At 66.1% G+C, this 16470-nt stretch carries 17 protein-coding genes; 10 read left to right on the top strand and 7 right to left on the bottom strand.

All coding sequences use genetic code 11. The features are described from left to right. Positions 1–80: 80 nt before the first annotated feature. From ACSQ3P_RS11105 to ACSQ3P_RS11075, 7 genes are read left to right on the top strand one after another with little or no spacing between them, the layout of a single operon-like run. A complete protein-coding gene (locus ACSQ3P_RS11105) occupies positions 81–986 on the top strand; it encodes a carbohydrate ABC transporter permease (RefSeq protein ID WP_436165633.1) in 906 nt (301 codons plus the stop codon). Positions 987–996: 10 nt separating this feature from the next. Further along, positions 997–1827, top strand: coding sequence for a carbohydrate ABC transporter permease (locus tag ACSQ3P_RS11100; protein WP_092170701.1), 831 nt, complete (start codon positions 997–999; stop codon positions 1825–1827). 15 nt (positions 1828–1842) lie between these two features. Further along, positions 1843–2970, top strand: a complete 1128-nt coding sequence (locus ACSQ3P_RS11095) for an ABC transporter ATP-binding protein (protein ID WP_436165632.1) — start codon at positions 1843–1845, stop codon at positions 2968–2970. Further along, positions 2967–3959, top strand: a complete 993-nt coding sequence (locus tag ACSQ3P_RS11090) for an NAD-dependent epimerase/dehydratase family protein (protein WP_436165631.1) — start codon at positions 2967–2969, stop codon at positions 3957–3959. The genes ACSQ3P_RS11095 and ACSQ3P_RS11090 overlap by 4 nt, the downstream gene beginning before the upstream one ends. Next, positions 3899–5647 carry an SMP-30/gluconolactonase/LRE family protein gene (locus tag ACSQ3P_RS11085; protein WP_436165630.1) on the top strand — a complete coding sequence of 583 codons (1749 nt, stop codon included), beginning with the start codon at positions 3899–3901 and terminating at the stop codon, positions 5645–5647. The genes ACSQ3P_RS11090 and ACSQ3P_RS11085 overlap by 61 nt, the downstream gene beginning before the upstream one ends. Next, entirely contained in the window at positions 5644–6408 is a 765-nt protein-coding gene (locus ACSQ3P_RS11080) for an SDR family NAD(P)-dependent oxidoreductase (protein WP_436165629.1), read from the top strand. The genes ACSQ3P_RS11085 and ACSQ3P_RS11080 overlap by 4 nt, the downstream gene beginning before the upstream one ends. Before the next feature lie 4 nt (positions 6409–6412). After that, complete coding sequence (locus tag ACSQ3P_RS11075; RefSeq protein ID WP_436165628.1) at positions 6413–7837, top strand: FAD-binding oxidoreductase; 1425 nt, start codon at positions 6413–6415, stop codon at positions 7835–7837. 46 nt (positions 7838–7883) lie between these two features. Here the strand turns inward: ACSQ3P_RS11075 and ACSQ3P_RS11070 are convergent, their stop codons facing one another. Both ACSQ3P_RS11070 and ACSQ3P_RS11065 read right to left on the bottom strand, forming a co-directional pair. Beyond that, positions 7884–8099, bottom strand: coding sequence for a hypothetical protein (locus tag ACSQ3P_RS11070; RefSeq protein WP_436165627.1), 216 nt, complete (start codon positions 8097–8099; stop codon positions 7884–7886). Further along, the gene (locus ACSQ3P_RS11065) at positions 8086–9285 is read right to left on the bottom strand and encodes a GNAT family N-acetyltransferase (protein ID WP_436165626.1); all 1200 of its coding nucleotides are present in this window, start codon (positions 9283–9285) and stop codon (positions 8086–8088) included. Before ACSQ3P_RS11065 ends, ACSQ3P_RS11070 begins: the two co-directional genes overlap by 14 nt. Positions 9286–9556: 271 nt before the next feature. Here ACSQ3P_RS11065 and ACSQ3P_RS11060 point away from each other — a divergent pair, with 271 nt between their 5' ends. Then, on the top strand, positions 9557–10594 hold the full coding sequence (locus tag ACSQ3P_RS11060) for a LysR family transcriptional regulator (protein ID WP_436165625.1): 1038 nt from the start codon (positions 9557–9559) through the stop codon (positions 10592–10594). 56 nt (positions 10595–10650) lie between these two features. Continuing rightward, the gene (locus ACSQ3P_RS11055; protein ID WP_436165624.1) at positions 10651–10872 is read left to right on the top strand and encodes a hypothetical protein; all 222 of its coding nucleotides are present in this window, start codon (positions 10651–10653) and stop codon (positions 10870–10872) included. Between the two features lie 87 nt (positions 10873–10959). Here ACSQ3P_RS11055 and ACSQ3P_RS11050 read toward each other — a convergent pair whose 3' ends face one another. Both ACSQ3P_RS11050 and ACSQ3P_RS11045 read right to left on the bottom strand, forming a co-directional pair. Continuing rightward, positions 10960–11406: a helix-turn-helix domain-containing protein gene (locus ACSQ3P_RS11050; protein WP_436165623.1), complete on the bottom strand. Its 447-nt coding sequence runs from the start codon at positions 11404–11406 to the stop codon at positions 10960–10962. Between the two features lie 120 nt (positions 11407–11526). Continuing rightward, the gene (locus tag ACSQ3P_RS11045) at positions 11527–11835 is read right to left on the bottom strand and encodes an aldehyde dehydrogenase family protein (protein ID WP_436165622.1); all 309 of its coding nucleotides are present in this window, start codon (positions 11833–11835) and stop codon (positions 11527–11529) included. A 205-nt stretch (positions 11836–12040) separates the two neighbouring features. Here ACSQ3P_RS11045 and ACSQ3P_RS11040 point away from each other — a divergent pair, with 205 nt between their 5' ends. Then, positions 12041–13285, top strand: coding sequence for a Zn-dependent hydrolase (locus ACSQ3P_RS11040; protein WP_436165621.1), 1245 nt, complete (start codon positions 12041–12043; stop codon positions 13283–13285). Positions 13286–13499: 214 nt separating this feature from the next. Here the strand turns inward: ACSQ3P_RS11040 and ACSQ3P_RS11035 are convergent, their stop codons facing one another. From ACSQ3P_RS11035 to ACSQ3P_RS11025, 3 genes are read right to left on the bottom strand one after another with little or no spacing between them, the layout of a single operon-like run. After that, positions 13500–14591, bottom strand: coding sequence for a LysR family transcriptional regulator (locus ACSQ3P_RS11035; protein WP_436165620.1), 1092 nt, complete (start codon positions 14589–14591; stop codon positions 13500–13502). Positions 14592–14634: 43 nt separating this feature from the next. Continuing rightward, positions 14635–15516 (bottom strand): ABC transporter permease, encoded by an 882-nt coding sequence (locus ACSQ3P_RS11030; RefSeq protein ID WP_436165619.1) that lies wholly within the window; start codon positions 15514–15516, stop codon positions 14635–14637. Continuing rightward, entirely contained in the window at positions 15516–16433 is a 918-nt protein-coding gene (locus ACSQ3P_RS11025) for an ABC transporter permease (RefSeq protein WP_436165618.1), read from the bottom strand. The genes ACSQ3P_RS11030 and ACSQ3P_RS11025 overlap by 1 nt, the downstream gene beginning before the upstream one ends. Between the last annotated feature and the right edge of the window lie 37 nt (positions 16434–16470).

Raw genomic sequence — 16470 nt, 5'->3', positions numbered from 1 at the left:
GACCCCTCACCCCAACCCTCTGCCGCAAGGGGAGAGGGGGTATGTCGCGCCACACGCTTCGACAGGGAGAAGCCCCGACCATGCCCAGAGCCGCGTTCCTGGATCTCGCGCGCCCGAGCCGCCGGCACTGGCTCGGCTATCTCCTGCTCGCGCCGGCGGTACTGCTGATCGGGTTGATCATCGTCTACCCGCTCTTCGTCTCGGTCGATCTGTCGTTCCAGAACGTCAACATCGCCAGGCTCGACCAGCCGCGCCGGCCCTTCACCATGGCCAATTACGAACGCCTCTTCGCCTCCGAGGATTTCTGGAACGCCTGCTGGGTCACCTTCAAACTCGTCGTCATCGTCAGCACGGGCTGTTTCCTGCTCGGCATGGCGACCGCACTCCTCGTCAACAACCGCTTCAAGGGCCAGGCCCTGGCTCGCCTCCTCGTCGCTTTGCCCTGGGCCGTGCCCGAGGTCATCGCCGTCGTGATCTTCGCCTGGCTGTTCGATTCCTCCTTCGGCCTGATGAACTGGATCTTCATCAAGCTCGGGCTGGTCGACACCACGATCAACTGGTTCTCCTCGCCCAGTGCCTCCTTCGCCGTCGTCTGCGTCGTCATGATCTGGAAGGGCTATCCCTTCGTCTCGATCATGCTGCTGGCCGGGCTGCAGTCGATTCCGGAGGATTTCTACAACGCCGCCCGCGTCGACGGTGCCAGCGCCTGGCAGCGTCTGCTCAACATCACCATCCCCTCGCTGATGCCGGTGCTCGGCGTCACGCTCGTCCTGGTGATGCTCTGGGTCTTCCGCGACTTCTCGATCATCTACGTGCTGACCGGCGGCGGTCCGCTGAAAGCGACGCAGAGCCTCTCGATCATGACCTATGAGCAGGCCTTCGGCTTCTTCAAGATGGGCTACGCCTCGGCCATCGGCGTCATCACCCTGATCGTCTGCGTCATCGCCAGCCGGCTGATGATCGCGCGCGCACCGGACACGATGTGAGGACGAGGCCATGAAACGAAACCGCCTCGACAGCGTCCTCCTCTACGCCACGGCGATCCTGACCTGCGCGCTGTTGGTCTTCCCGATCTACTGGCTCGTCGTCACCGCGCTCTCCGAGCCCGACCAATTGCGCCAATTGCCGCCGAAATTCTGGCCCGACCAGCCGCGCTGGGGCGTCTTCGCCCAGATCCTGGCGGAGCGGCCGATCCTGCAATGGCTCGGCAATTCGGCGCTGGCGGCGATCGGCGCCGTCACCTTGTCGATGACGGTATCCGTGCTGGCAGGCTATAGCCTGTCGCGCTTCAAGGTCCGCGGCGGCCAATCGCTGGGCCTGTTCATCCTGACCGCGAAGATGCTGCCGGCGACGCTGCTGGTCATCCCGCTTTTCGGCATCTTCAGGCAGTTGGAACTGATCGGCAGCCTGTGGTCGATCATCCTGGCGCATGCGACGCTGATCATCCCCTTCACCACCTGGATGCTGAAGGGCTATTTCGACACGATCCCGCGCGAGCTCGAACAGGCCGCCATGGTCGATGGCTGCTCGCCGCTGGGCGCCATGGTCCGGGTGATCCTGCCGGTCTCGGCGCCGGGCCTGGCTGCGACCGCGCTCTACGGCTTCGTGCTGTCCTGGTCGGACTACGCCTATGCGCGCACCTTTCTGACCAACGCCCAGACCAACTGGACCGCCAATCTCGGCATCACCACGATGAAGGGCGAATATGTCAGCAACTGGAGCGACATATCCGCCGCCTCGATCCTCGTCGCCCTGCCGATCCTGCTGATCTACCTCTTCCTCGAACGCTATCTCGTCGGCGGCCTCACGGCTGGCTCGGACAAGTAAGGACCAGGACCGACCATGGCCGGCATACGCATCGAGCACGTCACGAAATCCTATGGCGGGCTCACCGTTCTCAAGGACTTTTCCCTCGATATCGCCGATGGCGAATTCGTCGTCCTGGTCGGCCCCTCCGGCTGCGGCAAGTCGACCATGCTGAAGATCCTCGCCGGGCTCGAGGAGGCTTCGTCCGGCAAGGTCTCGATCGGCGAGCGCGACGTCACCGATCTCGCGCCGGGCGATCGCGACATCGCCATGGTCTTCCAGAACTACGCGCTCTATCCGCATCTGACCGTGCGCAAAAACATGGGCTTCGGCCTGAAGATGCGCGGTACGGAATCCGGCGAGATCGACCGGCGCGTCACCGAGGCTGCGAAAATCCTCGGCATCGACCATCTGCTCGATCGGCGTCCGCGTGCATTGTCGGGCGGCCAGCGCCAGCGCGTCGCGCTCGGGCGCGCCATCGTGCGCGAGCCGCTCGCCTTCCTGATGGACGAGCCGCTCTCCAATCTCGACGCCAAATTGCGCGTCCATACCCGCGCCGAGATCAGCGCCCTGCACAAGCGCCTGCGCGTCACCACCATCTATGTCACCCATGACCAGACCGAAGCCATGACGATGGCCGACCGCATCGTCATCATGAAGGATGGTGAGATCCAGCAGATCGCCCATCCCGACACGATGTTCCGCGAGCCGGCCAATCTCTTCGTCGCCGGCTTCATCGGCTCGCCGGGGATGAATTTCCTGCAGTCTCCGGTGACCTCGGCCAGGAATGGCGCCCAGGCCCGTCTCTTCGGCCAGGAGGTGCCATTGCCGGTGGCTGACGCGTCGGCTCTCGCGGGCCGGGATGTCGTCCTCGGCCTGCGGCCCGAGCATATTGCGCTGGGGGCCGGGGCGGTGACCTTCGAGGTTCAGCCGCGCCTCGTCGAGAGCCTCGGCAGCGAGCAATATGTCTATGTCGACCTGCCGCCGGAAAACCGGGTCGGTCAGGCGCCGCATGCGGCTGCGGAGGAGGATGGCCGCGGCAATGCGCTGATCGCGCGATTGATCAATCCCGATGGCCGGCCGCTCGCCGAGCGCTTGACGCTCTCCTTCGATCCGGCCCGGCTGCACGTCTTCGACGCGGTGACGCAGGAGGCGATCCGGTGACCGCCACCGCGCGCATTCTCGTCACCGGCAGCGCCGGCCGCGTCGGCTCGAAAGTGGTCCGGCGCCTGCTCGATGCCGGCCGCGAGGTCACGGGCTTTGATCTGCGTCCGGCCGGAATCGAGCACCCCGCCTATCGCGAAGTGCTCGGCGGCTTCGACGACCGGGCCGCAGCTATGGACGCAGTGAGCGGCACCGACGCCATCCTCCATCTCGGCGCCTTCATGTCCTGGCTGCCGGCCGATGGCGACAGGCTGTTCCGCGCCAATGTCGAGGGCACGCGCGTGCTGCTGGAGGAGGCCGCGCGCGTGAAGCCGTGTCGCCTCGTCTTCGCCAGCTCCGGCGAGGTCTATCCCGAGAACGTCCCCGACTATCTGCCGCTCGACGAAGATCACCCGCTGAAGCCGCGCTCGCCCTATGGTTTGACCAAGCTCCTGGGCGAGGAGCTCGTGCGTTTCTTCGAGCGCGCCAGTGGCACGCCCGCGACGATCCTGCGCTTTTCGCATACGCAGGACGCGGCCGAATTGCTGGATCCGGAGAGCGTCTTCTCCGGCCCGCGCTTCTTCCTGCATCCAAAGATCCGGCAGCAGGAGGGCTTCGGTAACATGGCCGCAGTCGCCTTGTTGAAGCAGGCCGATGATGGCCGCGAGGCGCTCGTGCTGTCGCGCAACGAGGCGGGCCGCCCCTTCCAGATGCACATCACCGATACCCGCGACATGGTGGACGGCATCCTGCTCGCGCTTGACCATGAGGCGGCGGCCGGCCGGACCTATAATCTCGGCGCGACTGAGCCCGTCGACTTCGCTGCGGCCTTGCCGGGGATGGCGGAGTTGACGGGGCTTCCCCTGAAGACCATCGACCTGCCGGGCAACGGCGTCTTCTATCGGACGTCGAACGCCAGGATTCGGGCTGAACTGGGATATGAACCGCGATGGACGTTCGACCGCATGATCGAAGAGGCGGCACAGGCGCGGGCGAAACGCAGGTCCTGAAACCGGACGAGCGCGACGTTCCCACCGGCGCAGCCGCCCTCGCCAAGGGCCTCTATCTGCTCGACGTGATCGGGGAGGCGCCTTCGCCGCCGCGTTTCAAGGATCTTCAGGCTGCGACCGGCCTGCCCAAGGGCACGCTCGCGCGCCTGCTCAACACGCTGGTGCTGTTCCGCCTCATCCGCCAGGAGGACAGCGACAACACCTATCGGCTCGGGCACCGGCTGTTCGAACTGGCGCACCGCGTCTGGGAATCCTTCGATCTGCGCGGCGCCGCCGCTCCCGTGCTCGAACGCCTCGCCGACGAGACTCGCGAGACGGCGGCGCTCTGCGCCATCGACAATGACGAGGCGCTCTATATCGACCAGCGCAGTCGCGGCGGCGCCTATGGCTTCCGCATCGAGATCGGCCGTCGCGCGCCACTGCATTGCACCGCCGGCGGCAAGGCCCTGCTCGCCTTCGCCCAGCCGCATGAGCAGCGCGCCATCTTCGACCGCATCAGGCTCGAGCGCTTCACCGACGCCAGCTTCACGCAGGAGGATGCGCTGCTCGCCGATCTCGCTTTGGCCCGGGCGCGCGGCTATGCCGTTTCGCTCGAGGAGCATGTCGCGGGCGTCTCCTCGGTAGCCGCGCCGATCTTCGACCATACCGGCCGTGCGGTCGCGGCAATCGGCGTGTTCGGACCGAGTTCGCGTCTGACCAGCGAGCGCCTCCACGTCACCGGGCGCGACCTGATGGCCGCCGGCCGGCAGATTTCCGGCAATGTCGGCGCCACGCCGATGAACATTACGCCGAGCACGCGCTCGGGCCGCGCCACCGATCCGCAGGTCGAATGCGTGCTGCCCTGGGGTGCGCATCTGGCGGAAGGCCCGGTCTGGTCGGCGCGGGAGAAGCGGCTCTACTGGGTCGATATCCTCGCCCCCTCGGTCAACCGTTTCGACCCCGCGACGCGGGCCAATGAGGAGGTCATGCTGCCGCGCCTGGTCAGCGCGGTGGTTGAGCGCCGCGGCGGCGGCTTGGCCGCCCTGACGCAGGACGGGCTCGAGGCTTTCGACTTCGCCAGCGGCGCGCTGAGCCCCTTGGTCGATCCGGAGGCCGAGATTCCCGACAACCGTTTCAATGACGGCAAATGTGACCGGCGGGGCCGTCTCTGGGCCGGAACGATGCGGCTTGATGCCAGCCGCACCAGCGGCTCGCTTTATGCGATCGCGCCCGATCTCACCTGGGAGCGCCGGGAAAGCGGCCTGACCGTCGCCAACGGCCTCGACTGGAGTCCGGACGGGCGGACCTTCTATTTCGCCGATTCCGCGCCGGGCCGCATCTACGCCTATGATTTCGAGATGGAGACGGGCCGGCTCGCGCGACGCCGCGTCTTCGCCGAGATCGATGCCACCATCGGCCGCCCCGATGGGCTTGCCGTCGACAGCGAAGGCTTCGTCTGGTGCGCGGTCTGGGACGGCTGGTGCCTGCATCGCTACGCGCCGAATGGCGCGCTGGTGCGCGAAGTCCGCCTGCCCATACCGCGCCCGACCAGCATCGCCTTTGGCGGCGACGATCTGAAGACGCTGTTCATCACCAGCGCCCGCGTCCGCTTGCCGTCGCGCATCCTGGCGGAGGCGCCCTTCTCCGGCGGCCTGTTCACGCTGCCGGTCGATGTTGCCGGCCTGCCGGCCTCGGAATTCGCAGCATGAGCGCGCAGGCGATCTATCCCGACCTTGCCGGCCGCGCCGCGCTCGTTACCGGTGGCGCCGATGGAATCGGCCGGGCGATCGTCGAGGCGCTTATTCGCCAGAAAGCCCGGGTCGCCTTTCTCGACCTGGATCGCGAGCGCGGCGAAGCTCTGGCGGCGGAATTGGCTGAGGCCGGCGGAACGGTCTCGTTCCAGACCGTCGACCTGCGCGACATCGCCGCGACGCAAGCCGCGATCACGGCGGCGCGCGAGGCCTGCGGCCCGTTCTCGATCGGCGTCAACAATGCCGGCCATGATGAGCGTCACGCCTTCGAGACGATGACGCCTGATTATTGGGATGATCGTTTCGCAGTGAATCTGCGCCCGATGATGTTCGTTGCGCAGGCGCTTGCTCCCGATATGCGCGGGCTGGGCGGCGGCTCGCTGATCAATCTGAGCTCGACCTCATGGATGAAGGGATCTCCCCACATGATCGCCTACACGACCGCAAAATCGGCCGTGCTCGGCTTCACCCGCTCGCTGGCGCGGGCGCTGGGGCCTGATGGCATCCGGGTCAACTGCGTCACGCCCGGCTGGGTGATGACCGAGCGCCAGCGCACGCAGTGGCTCACGCCGGACAAGTGGGAAGCTGCCCAGCAGGCGCAGGCGATCAAGGGTGAGATCCTGCCGGAGGATATCGCGGCGATGGTTCTCTTCCTCGCGTCGGACGCCGCGCGTATGTGCACCGGCCAGAACTTCATCGTCGATGCCGGTACGGTCTGACGCGATGTCCCCGCTCGCCGAGCTCGCCGGGAGGCTCGACACGTCCTGCGTGCTGGCCGCGCCCGAGGAGATGGCGCCGTTCCTCACAGACTGGCGCGGCCGCAGGCATGGTCGCGCCCTGGCGGTCCTGCGCCCGCGCTCCGTCGCGGATGTCTCGATGATCCTGCGCTGGGCGACAGTGACGCAGACGCCGATCGTGCCGCAAGGCGGCAATACTGGCCTGTCCGGCGGCGCCACGCCCGATGAGAGCGGCCGTTGCGCCGTGCTCTCGCTGGGCCGCCTCAACCGCATCCGCTCGGTCGATACGGAGGGCAACAGCGTGACCGCGGAGGCGGGTTGCGTGCTGGCGCAGCTTCAGCAGGAGGCGGCCAAGGCCGACCGCATGTTTCCCCTGAGCCTGGGCAGCGAGGGTTCCTGCCAGGTCGGCGGCATCGTCGCGACCAATGCCGGCGGCATCAATGTGATCCGCTACGGCACGGTGCGCGATCTCGTGCTCGGTCTCGAATATGTGCGCGCCGACGGCGCCGTGATCCATGGCCTGAAGCCGCTGCGCAAGGACAATGCCGGCTATGCGCTGCGCGATCTGCTGATCGGCTCGGAAGGCACCTTGGCCGTCATCACCGCGGCGTCGTTCAGGCTCTTCGCCCGATTGAGGGCGAGCGCGACCGCGCTCTGCGGAATCCCGGACCCGATGGCCGCGATCAGGCTGCTGACCACTCTGCGCGAGGTTGCCGGCGAGCGAATCTCGAGTTTCGAATTGATGTGCGACGCCGAAATGGGCCTGACGCTCGATCTCCTCGGCGCGGCGGCGCTCCCGTTCCACGACCGCCACCCCTGGTATGTCTTCATCGAGATCGCCGACAGCGCGCCCGATGCCGCCATGGAGCAGGTCCTGACGCGCGTGCTGGCGCTCGCTTTCGATGCCGGTGTGCTGAGCGATGCGGTCGTCGCGCAGAGCAGCGCCCAGGCCAAGGCGCTTTGGCATCTGCGTTTCGCCGTCTCGGAAGCCAACAAGCGCGCCGGCCCGGGCGTCTCGCACGACACCAGCGTCGCGACTGCGGATGTTCCCCGCTTCATCGCAGCGGTGCAGGGCGCCGCCGCGGAGCGCTTCCCGACCGCGCAGCCCCTCTTCGTCGGCCATGTCGGCGACGGCAACATCCACGTCATTCTGCTGTTCCGGGAGGCTCAGTTCCGGGATGAGGCGATCTTCGCAGGTGTCGCCGCGAGCGTGAACGCCTGCATCTTCGAGATCGTCAGCCAGTTCGGCGGCAGCATCACGGCCGAGCATGGCGTCGGCCGCTCGCTTGTCGGCGCCTTGCGCCGGGCCGCCCAGCCCGAGGCGCTCGAACTCATGGCCGGGATCAAGCACGCCTTCGATCCGCTTGGTATCCTGAACCCTGGCACGGTCCTGGCGGCGCCTCCATCCTGATGCCGTCATGCGAAAACCCGCTGCGGATCTCGCAGCGGGTTTCGCGTCACATCAATCTGGCCGCACGTCCGTTCAGAGAGGCGACCTCGCCTCTCAGGATCATCTTGCTGGCAAGCAGCTCCCCCTTCGCCAAGCCTAGCAGGGCGGTTGCGACCGCGCTCACCTTGACGGCTTCCTCGATGAGATATTCGGTCATCCCGATCATCGCATCGATCTCGGCCTCGGAGATTGCTGTCGGCTGCGTGATGTCAGTCGGCGCCATCATTCACTCCTTGTAGTCGTCCGTAGATCAGAGGTGGCCAGGAGTCCTTCCCGCAGGTCGGGGACTCCCCGTAGAAAGGGTTGACGCAGCCAGGGATATCCCGGTCGGGATAGAGCGTGGTCGGGCTCACACCCGGGATCCATTCGCCGGAGCCAAGGGACTTGTCAGGGAGATCCGGGGTCTCCGCATTGGCTTCCAGCGGGCCGGGGCGGTCCCATTGGCCTTCCGGCCGGACGAGCACCGCGGCGCCCGAATCGGGCGTAAGCCGCCAGTCTGACGGCTCGGTGACGAGGTCCATCTCGTAATAGACCTCGTCGGTCAGATAGGAGAGGCCGGCGCCAGGGCGCCGCTTGAAGCCGAAGCGCTCCCAGATCTTCGAGACCGGGAAGGCGGCCTGCCCGTAGAAGCGCCGATAGCCCTTGTCCTGCCCGAAGGCGAGCGCCGCCCGCACGAGATCGAGCGCCAGGCCGCCCCGGCAGCGCGGCAGGACCGCGAGCCGTTCGATCTTGATGAAGTCGGCCCAGTAGCGCAGCCGGATGCAGCCGGCGGGCTCGTCGCCGACATAGCCGAGCAGATGTGTCGCGGTGTAGTCGTTGCCGTCGACATCCTCGGCATAGGGAATGCTCCGGTCCTCGACATAGGCGGCCCCGCGAATCGCAATGCATTTGAGCAGGTCGTCGGCGGAGTGCACGACGGTGACGGAGGTCTTCTTCGTGCCGGCGTTCAGGCCGGGCATGAAGTTGTCATAGGGCTTGCGGCCGGCGACCGGGTCGGGCAGGGCGCAGCTCATCAACTGGTAGGATTTCAGCCCGTCATAGGCCGCGCCCATGACGAAGCCCATCTTCTCGAAGAAAGTCTGCGCCTTCTTGTTCGCCGGCTTGCAGAAGATCGGCAGGCCCCGGTTCTTGTCGCTGGTCATACGCTCCATCACGAGCGAGATGCCGCCGCCCTGGCCCTCCGGGAGGTAGATAAACCAGAAGTAGAGCACGGCGGCGCGTTCGCTGGGCCGGCAGATGAACTTCAGATCGGGGTTGGCTGTGTCCAGTGCGCCGGTGAAGAGCGCACGCGCCCCGGCCTGGTTCAGCGGCAGATGCGCCAGGATACCGATCGGCGTGGCCTTGGGGTCGTCAGACCAGCCGCGCGAGAAAGCTGAAATTGTATCGGGATTATGCTGAAACACGTTCATAACCCGATCGAGCGTTGACAGGCCGGGTATATCGGCGCTTGCCATTCTCATCGAATAGTCGATGATTCTTTTTGTCGGGCTGAATGTCGTGTATCCGCGCCCGTATTTCGTGTAGTCGAGCGTGCGGAAATTGCGCTGAGTTTGCGCAATATTGAAGTGCTCCTTCAGCGAATAGTGGAACCCCATGACGCAAATCCTTCTGGGTACGAGAAACTAGGTACGCAACAAGGTTAGGTTAACCTTAATCTCTGGAGTCGGGGATAAGTCGAAAATGAGGCACGTGGCTTCCAAAAGTTCTCACCCCGCGGGTGGGAACGAGGTGAATTTCAATTGGGACGACATTCGAATCTTTCTAAAGCTCGCGCGGCTTGGCAGCATTCGCGCTGTTGCTGCCGCGACCGGGCACTCCGCCAAGGCGCTCCGGAGCCGAATCATGGACCTCGAAGCGCAGACCGGCGCGGTCCTGTTTCACCGCTCGGCCGCCGGTGTGTCGCTGACCAAGACCGGTGAGCGCTTGATTGCCGCGGCTGAGGAAATCCAGAAGCAGGCCAAGGTCTTCGGCGCGCTTTCGATGCGGGGCAGGCAGGACCTGAAGCCGACTGCGCGCGTCGGCATCACCGAAGGCCTCGGCGCTTTCTGGCTGACGCCGATGTTCGGCAATCTGCGTCGGGCCCATCCCGACATCCAGTTCGATATGAAATGTTCGATGACGGCGCCGAACATCTCGGATCTGGAGGTCGACCTGGCGATCCAGTTGGACAAGCCGACGGATCCCAATCTGATCGTCCGGCGTATCGGCTATCTCCACGTCGTTCTCTATGCCGCGCAGAGCTATGTCGATGAATACGGAGCGCCGGCCAGCAAGGCTGACGTCGCCGACTACCACTTCGTCGAGATCGAGGCTCCACAGATCAGGAGCGAGAGGGTCGAGGAGGAAATGACCCGCGAGGACAAGCGCCGCTTCGTCAATATGCGCGTCAATATCAGCTCCGCCCAGTTCGTGGCGGCGCTGAGCGGCTGGGGCGTGACGGCCCTGCCGACCTATGCGCCCATCGTCTCGAGCGGGCTCGTCCATGTCGCCAAGGACTTTGTCCTCCGGCGGGACATCTGGCTCGCCTACCACCCGCAGGCGGCCGAGCTGCGCCATATCCGGCAGACGATCGACTGGGTCGTGCAGTCCTTCGACGCCTCGTTATATCCCTGGTTCCGCGAGGAATTCGTCAGTCCCACCGAGATAGAACACTACATGGAGCGAAAAAAAATAATGAGTTTCTTCACTCCGGGAGCGGTGACGAGGCTGGCATCATAGATTTATCCAGGTTGCCTCGCTAAGTTCCCGCCGCTGTTTGCGTTCGAGGCGGGCTTATGACGAAGGCTAAGGACAAGGCCAAGGCTGAAGCGCTGACGATCCTGGCGAAGGATATTCCGAAACTGGCGGCGGCAGCGAATATCCTCGGAAGCCCCTTGCTCTGCAGCATTCTGGAGCACGCCCAAAAAGAGGTCGAGATCGAGCTCGCGAAACTGGAGGGCGCGCAAGCGTCGCTGGCCGTCGGCGGGGTTCATGGCCAGAGTTCGCCTGACCGGTGACGGCCGGCACTGCTATAGCGTTTTCGAGCGAAGTGGACCTCGGTTCGCTCGGAAACGCGCTAAAACAGTGATCTATCGTGCGAGCGCTCAGGCGTCCCTGTCGTCGTCCTCGGCCATCGCCTCGACCAGCTCGACGACGCGCCGCCTGACGCGGTCGCTCTTGATCCGCATCAGGGCCTTGGTCAGTTGCACGCCTTCGCTGGTCGTCAGGAAGTCGGAGACATAGGCGGTCGAGGCGGCGGCCGAGAAGCGGCCATCGGGCATGTCGCCGGAGGGGGCGCCTTCGAAGAAGAAGGACACCTGTACGTCGAGCACCTTGGCGATCTGCTGCAGGCGGCTGGCGCTGATGCGGTTGGTGCCTTTTTCGTATTTCTGGATCTGCTGGAAGGTCAGGCCGAGCGCATCGCCGAGCCGCTCCTGGCTGACCTTCAAAAGCATCCTGCGCATGCGGACACGGCTTCCGACATGCTTGTCGATCGGATTGGGGGTCTTTCTTTCGACCGGCGTGCCGAGTGCGGAGTTCTGGACGTTCACGCGGCACCTCCCCCGAAAGTTAGCCCTACGCGACAGCTAGCACTCTGATGGCCAATGCGACAGCCTATAAGGTCGATAAAACTTGGTATTGTATAAAGTAGCTGCGTTCTCGCGTCGGGTTCAAGCGGAGATAAAGGTGTATGTGTCGTCGAGGCTGATCCAGATCGTCTTCGTCTGGAGATACTGGGCCATCGCCTCCGTGCCCTTGTCGCGGGCGAGCGAACCGGAGCGCTTATAGCCGCCGAACGGCGTCTTCAGGTCGCCTTCGGTGAAGCCGTTGACAGCAATGGTGCCGCAGGCCAAGCGCCGCGCCGTGAACAGGGCCCGGTCGATATCCTTGGTGTAGACCGTCGCATGCAGCCCGTATTCGCTGCCATTGGCGATCGCGAGCGCCTGTTCGATGCCGTCGACGGGCATCACGCCGAGCACGGACCCAACCGGGTCGGCGAGGTGCTGCAGCGGGTCAGCTAGGATCTGCTGCTTATGCGGGGAACCGCGCCGCCCGGATATCAGGCATAGCCAATATCTATTTGCCAGAGGCCGGGCCGTCGCCAACTATCCTTGTCCGGACGGCGACCCAACCTGTCCGGCGAGCGGTGCCCCCGCCGAAACGCATATCCGAGAGCAGATTGCCATGCCTGTGCCGAGCGACGCCCGCATCGACATCGAACGTTTCTGGACGACGATCGAGCGCTCCGCCGAGATCGGGCCGGGCCGTCCGGGTGGCCTGTCGCGCCTGGCGGCGTCGGATTCCGACAAGGAGGTGCGCGATCAGTTCGTCGCCTGGTGCAAGCAGGCCGGCTTGAGTGTCCGCGTCGACGGCATCGGCAACATCTTCGCCCGCCGGAGCGGAACCGAGGACAGCCTGCCGCCGGTGGTGATGGGCAGCCATCTCGACACCCAGTTCAATGGCGGCCGCTTCGATGGCATCGCCGGCGTGCTGGCGGGGCTGGAGGTCTGCCGCACGCTCGACGCGCTGGGCAAGCGCACGCGCCGGCCGATCGAAGTGGTCAACTGGACCAATGAGGAGGGCGCGCGCTTCTCGCCGCCCATGGTCGGCTCCGGCGCCTTCACCGGCGCCTATGCGCTGGACTGGGCGCGCGGGCGCACGGATGAGGACGGCAAGACGATCGGCGCGGAGCTTAAGCGCATCGGCTATCTCGGCGAGATGGAGGACAAGCCTCACGCCTTCGACGCCTATTTCGAATTCCATATCGAGCAGGGCCCGATCCTCGATCGCGAGGGCATGCAGCTCGGCGTCGTCACCGGCGGCTTCCCCTCGACCGGCATGCTGGTTGAGTTCAAGGGCGAGACCGCCCATACCGGTCCCTGGCCGATGGAGCGGCGCAAGAACGCGCTGCTTGCCGGCGCACGCTTCCTCGTCGCGGTCGACGACCTCGGCTGGGATCATGCCGGCAGCGGCGGCAAGGCCACCGCTGCGCGGCTCGTCGCCTGGCCCAACAAGCCGGGCATCCTCTCCGACTGGGCCCAGGCCGTCGGCGATGTCCGCCATCCCGACCCGGTGACCTCGGAGGTGATGGCCGAGCGCATGCGCCGCGCCGCTTTCGAGGCGGCCGCGAAAGCCGATTGCGGCGTCGAGATCCTCGATATCTGGAAATGGGGTGGGCGCATCTTCGCGCAGGAGCTGATCGACCAGGTCCGCGCCTCGGCGGCCTCCCTCGGCTACCGCCATATGGATATTCTGAGCCAAGCTGGGCACGACGCCTATTACATCGCCCGCCATGCGCCGACGACGATGATCTTCGCACCCTGCCAGGGCGGCATCACCCACAACAATGGCGAGCGCTGCACCCGCGAGGATCTGGAGCCGGGGCTGAACGTGCTCCTGCAATGCGTGCTGGAGCGGGCGGACCGGTAGGCCTTGCCCCTCGTTTACGGAGAAACGCGGCGTCAGTCCGGGGCGCGCCGAAGGCGCGAATCCGGAACCCATGAACACGACGCTGCTCCAGTTCGTCATGCTCGCCTTGTGGCGAGCATCCACGTCCTGAACACGATTCTCGACCAGCGGAGACGTGGATGGCCGGCATAAGCCCGACCATGACGGATGTGGTTCCGAGGGAAAACGCGACGCTTCAAGCCAGCGGCAGCGTCAGCCCCGCGATCAGCGGATTGTCGATGATCTCGGGCGGCGCATTTTCGGCCTCCAGCATGTCCTCGAACAGGCGCTGGAAGGCGAGTTCGGCCGCGCTGAGCCCCATGGCGGGGCTGCTGACGAAATAGAGATCGGCGCCGAGTTCTCCGCCCGCGCCCGACAGGTTCCAGAGCGTACCGGTGTCGATCGCGTCCTGCACCGAGGCGAGCGGCAGGATGCCGATGCCCATGCCAGCCGCGATCATGCGCGCGACCTCCTCCAGGTTCGGGCTCGCGCCGACCGTGCGGCTGCCCAGCCCCGCGCCTTCGCGCAGCGAGACCATGGGCTCGAGCGCGCCGTCCTGGCCGCAGGCGAGTGCGATGAAAGGCTCGTCGGCAAGCTCGTGCAGCGGCACGCCGGCCCGGCCATGCAGCGCGTGGTCGCGCCCGCACAGGATGCCGAACTCCTCGCGCAGCAAATGGCGGCAATTCAGCCCGGCGAGCGGGTTGGGCAAAAGGCAGAAGCCGAAGGGGCTCAGCCTTTGCGAGACGGAGCGGACGATGTCCTGGCTGCTCGCGACCTCGACGCGCACGGTGACGCCGGGGTGGCGGCGGCTCATCAATGACAGCGCCCGGTCGAAGGCCGGCAGGACCATATGGGTGATGAGCTGGACACGCACGAGCCCGGTCAGCTCGTCATGTTCTTCCGAGAGCTTTTCGCCGATGCGGGCGACGCTGCGATAGATGTCGACGCATTCCTTGTGCAAAAGCTCGCCGCGCTTGGTCAGGACGAAACGGCGGCTGTCGCGCTGCACGAGCTGGCCGCCAAGCGTCTCCTCCAGCCGCTGCAGGGCTGCGCTGACCGAGGGTTGGCGCACCAGCAGCCGGTCGGCGGCACGCGTGATGCTGCGCTCCTCGACGATCACCAGGAAGGTGTGGAGGAGATTCCAGTTCAGGTGATGCAGTTTCGGGCGCTTTGCCGTCACGAACTCTCCCTTCGGCCTGGCCTGCACGCCGAGACGCGCAGCCGTGCCGCCACCGCGAAACGGGATGGCAACGCAGCTTGAGCCGCGCGTCAAGCTCGGGCTCGGCATGCAGGGCGCGTGCCGTTCGCTCTCGGGAGCGGCCGGGGCGGGTTCAGGAGCTCGTGGCATCGAGCGCGTCGCGCACGCCGTCGCCGAGCAGATTGACGGCGAGGATGAGCAGGCAGAGCGCCGAGCCGGGCAAGGCGATCAGCCAGGGGTCGAACAGGATGTGCTCGCGTCCCTCGGCGATCATCAGCCCCCAGGACGGCGTTGGCGGCCGCGCGCCCAGGCCCAGGAACGACAGCGCCGCCTCCAGCAGGATGACATTGGCGACCTCCAGCGTCGCCACCACGATCAGCGTGTTGCGCAGGTTGGGCAGGATGCCGCGCAGCATCACATGCAGGCTTGAAGCCCCGAACGAGATCGTGGCCTGGACGAATTCGCGGTTGCGCAGCCCTTGCGTCGCCGAGCGTACCACCACGGCGAAACGGTCCCAGAGCAGGAGGCTGAGCACGATCGCCAATGTCTGCAGCGAGGCGCCGCCGAGCGCGACGGCGGCGAGCGCGACCAAGACGATCGGCAGCGACAGCCGCGTCGTGATGATGAAGCTGATCAGCATATCGGTCTTGCCGCCGAAATAGCCGGCGAGCAGCCCGAGCATCGTGCCGATCAACCCGGCGCAGAGCGTGACGCCGAGCCCGATTCCGAGTGAGACCCGCGCGCCGAAGATCAGTCGCGAGAGATAGTCGCGGCCGAGATGGTCGGTGCCGAGCCAATGCGCCGGGTCGGAGCCGACCTGCCAGAAGGGCGGCAGCAGCCGGCGCGTCAGGTCCTGCGCGATCGGGTCATGCGGCGCGAGCAGGGGGGCGAGCAGTGCGATGCAGGCGATCAGCACCAGCAACCCGCCGCCGAGATGGATGCCGGTGCTGCGGCTGACGCGCCGCCAGAGCTTGCGCCGTTGCAGGATGCGATTGTCGAGATCGAGCACCGTCATCAGGCGCTCCTCAGGCGAGGATCGAGCCAGGCATTGACCAGATCGGCCGCGGTCGTCAGCGTCACATAGATCAGCGACAGGATCAGGATGATCGCCTGCACCACCGGCAGGTCGCTGCGCAGCAGCGATTCCCAGGCGAGGCGGCCGAGCCCGTTGATGGCGAAGACGCTCTCGATCACGATCGAGCCCGAGAGCATCATGCCGAACTGCACCGCCGCCAGCGAAACCAAGGGCAGCACGGCGTTGCGCAGCGCATGCACCATGAGGATGCGCAGCTGCGCCAGCCCCTTGGCGCGGGCGGTGCGGATATAATCGGCCCCGAGCACCTCGATCATGCCGGCCCGGGTCAGGCGCATCAGCGCCGGCATGGCGTAATAGCTCAGCACGATCACGGGCAGGATGTAGCCCTGCCAGCTCTCGGTTCCCGAGATCGGGACCAGGCCCCACCAGACGCCGAAGACGACGATCAGGATCAACCCGAGCCAGAAGCTCGGGATCGCCTGCCCGAGAACCGCGAGCAGCAGCGCGGCGCGGTCGAACAGGCCGCCGGGCTTGAGCGAGGCGGCGATGCCGAGCGGTACCGAGATCAGCATGGCGAGCAGGAAGGCGGCGCTGCCGAGCATCAGCGTGACCGGCAGGCGCTCGCCGATAATCGTGGCGACCGGCAGGTTGAAATACAGGCTCGTGCCGAAATTGCCCGTTAGCGCCCGGCCGATCCAGCCGAGGAACTGCACCGGCAGCGGCCGGTCGAGCCCATAGGCCTGCCGGATCATCTCGACATCCTGGGCCCGCCCGGCCTGGCCGGCGAGCACCACGGCGGGATCGCCGGCGACGAACATCAGCCCGAACGCGACCATCGACACCGCGAGCGCGACGAGGGCGGCGACGATCAGGCGGCGCGCGAGAAAGGGCGGCATGGCGGTTCCATCCAGAGGCTGTGTGAGCGCGTGCGCT

Source organism: Allobosea sp. LjRoot9 (assembly GCF_964252745.1).
Lineage (GTDB): Bacteria > Pseudomonadota > Alphaproteobacteria > Rhizobiales > Beijerinckiaceae > Allobosea.
The sequence above is the reverse complement of the archived record's forward strand: the minus strand, read 5'-3'. Positions and strand labels throughout refer to the sequence as shown.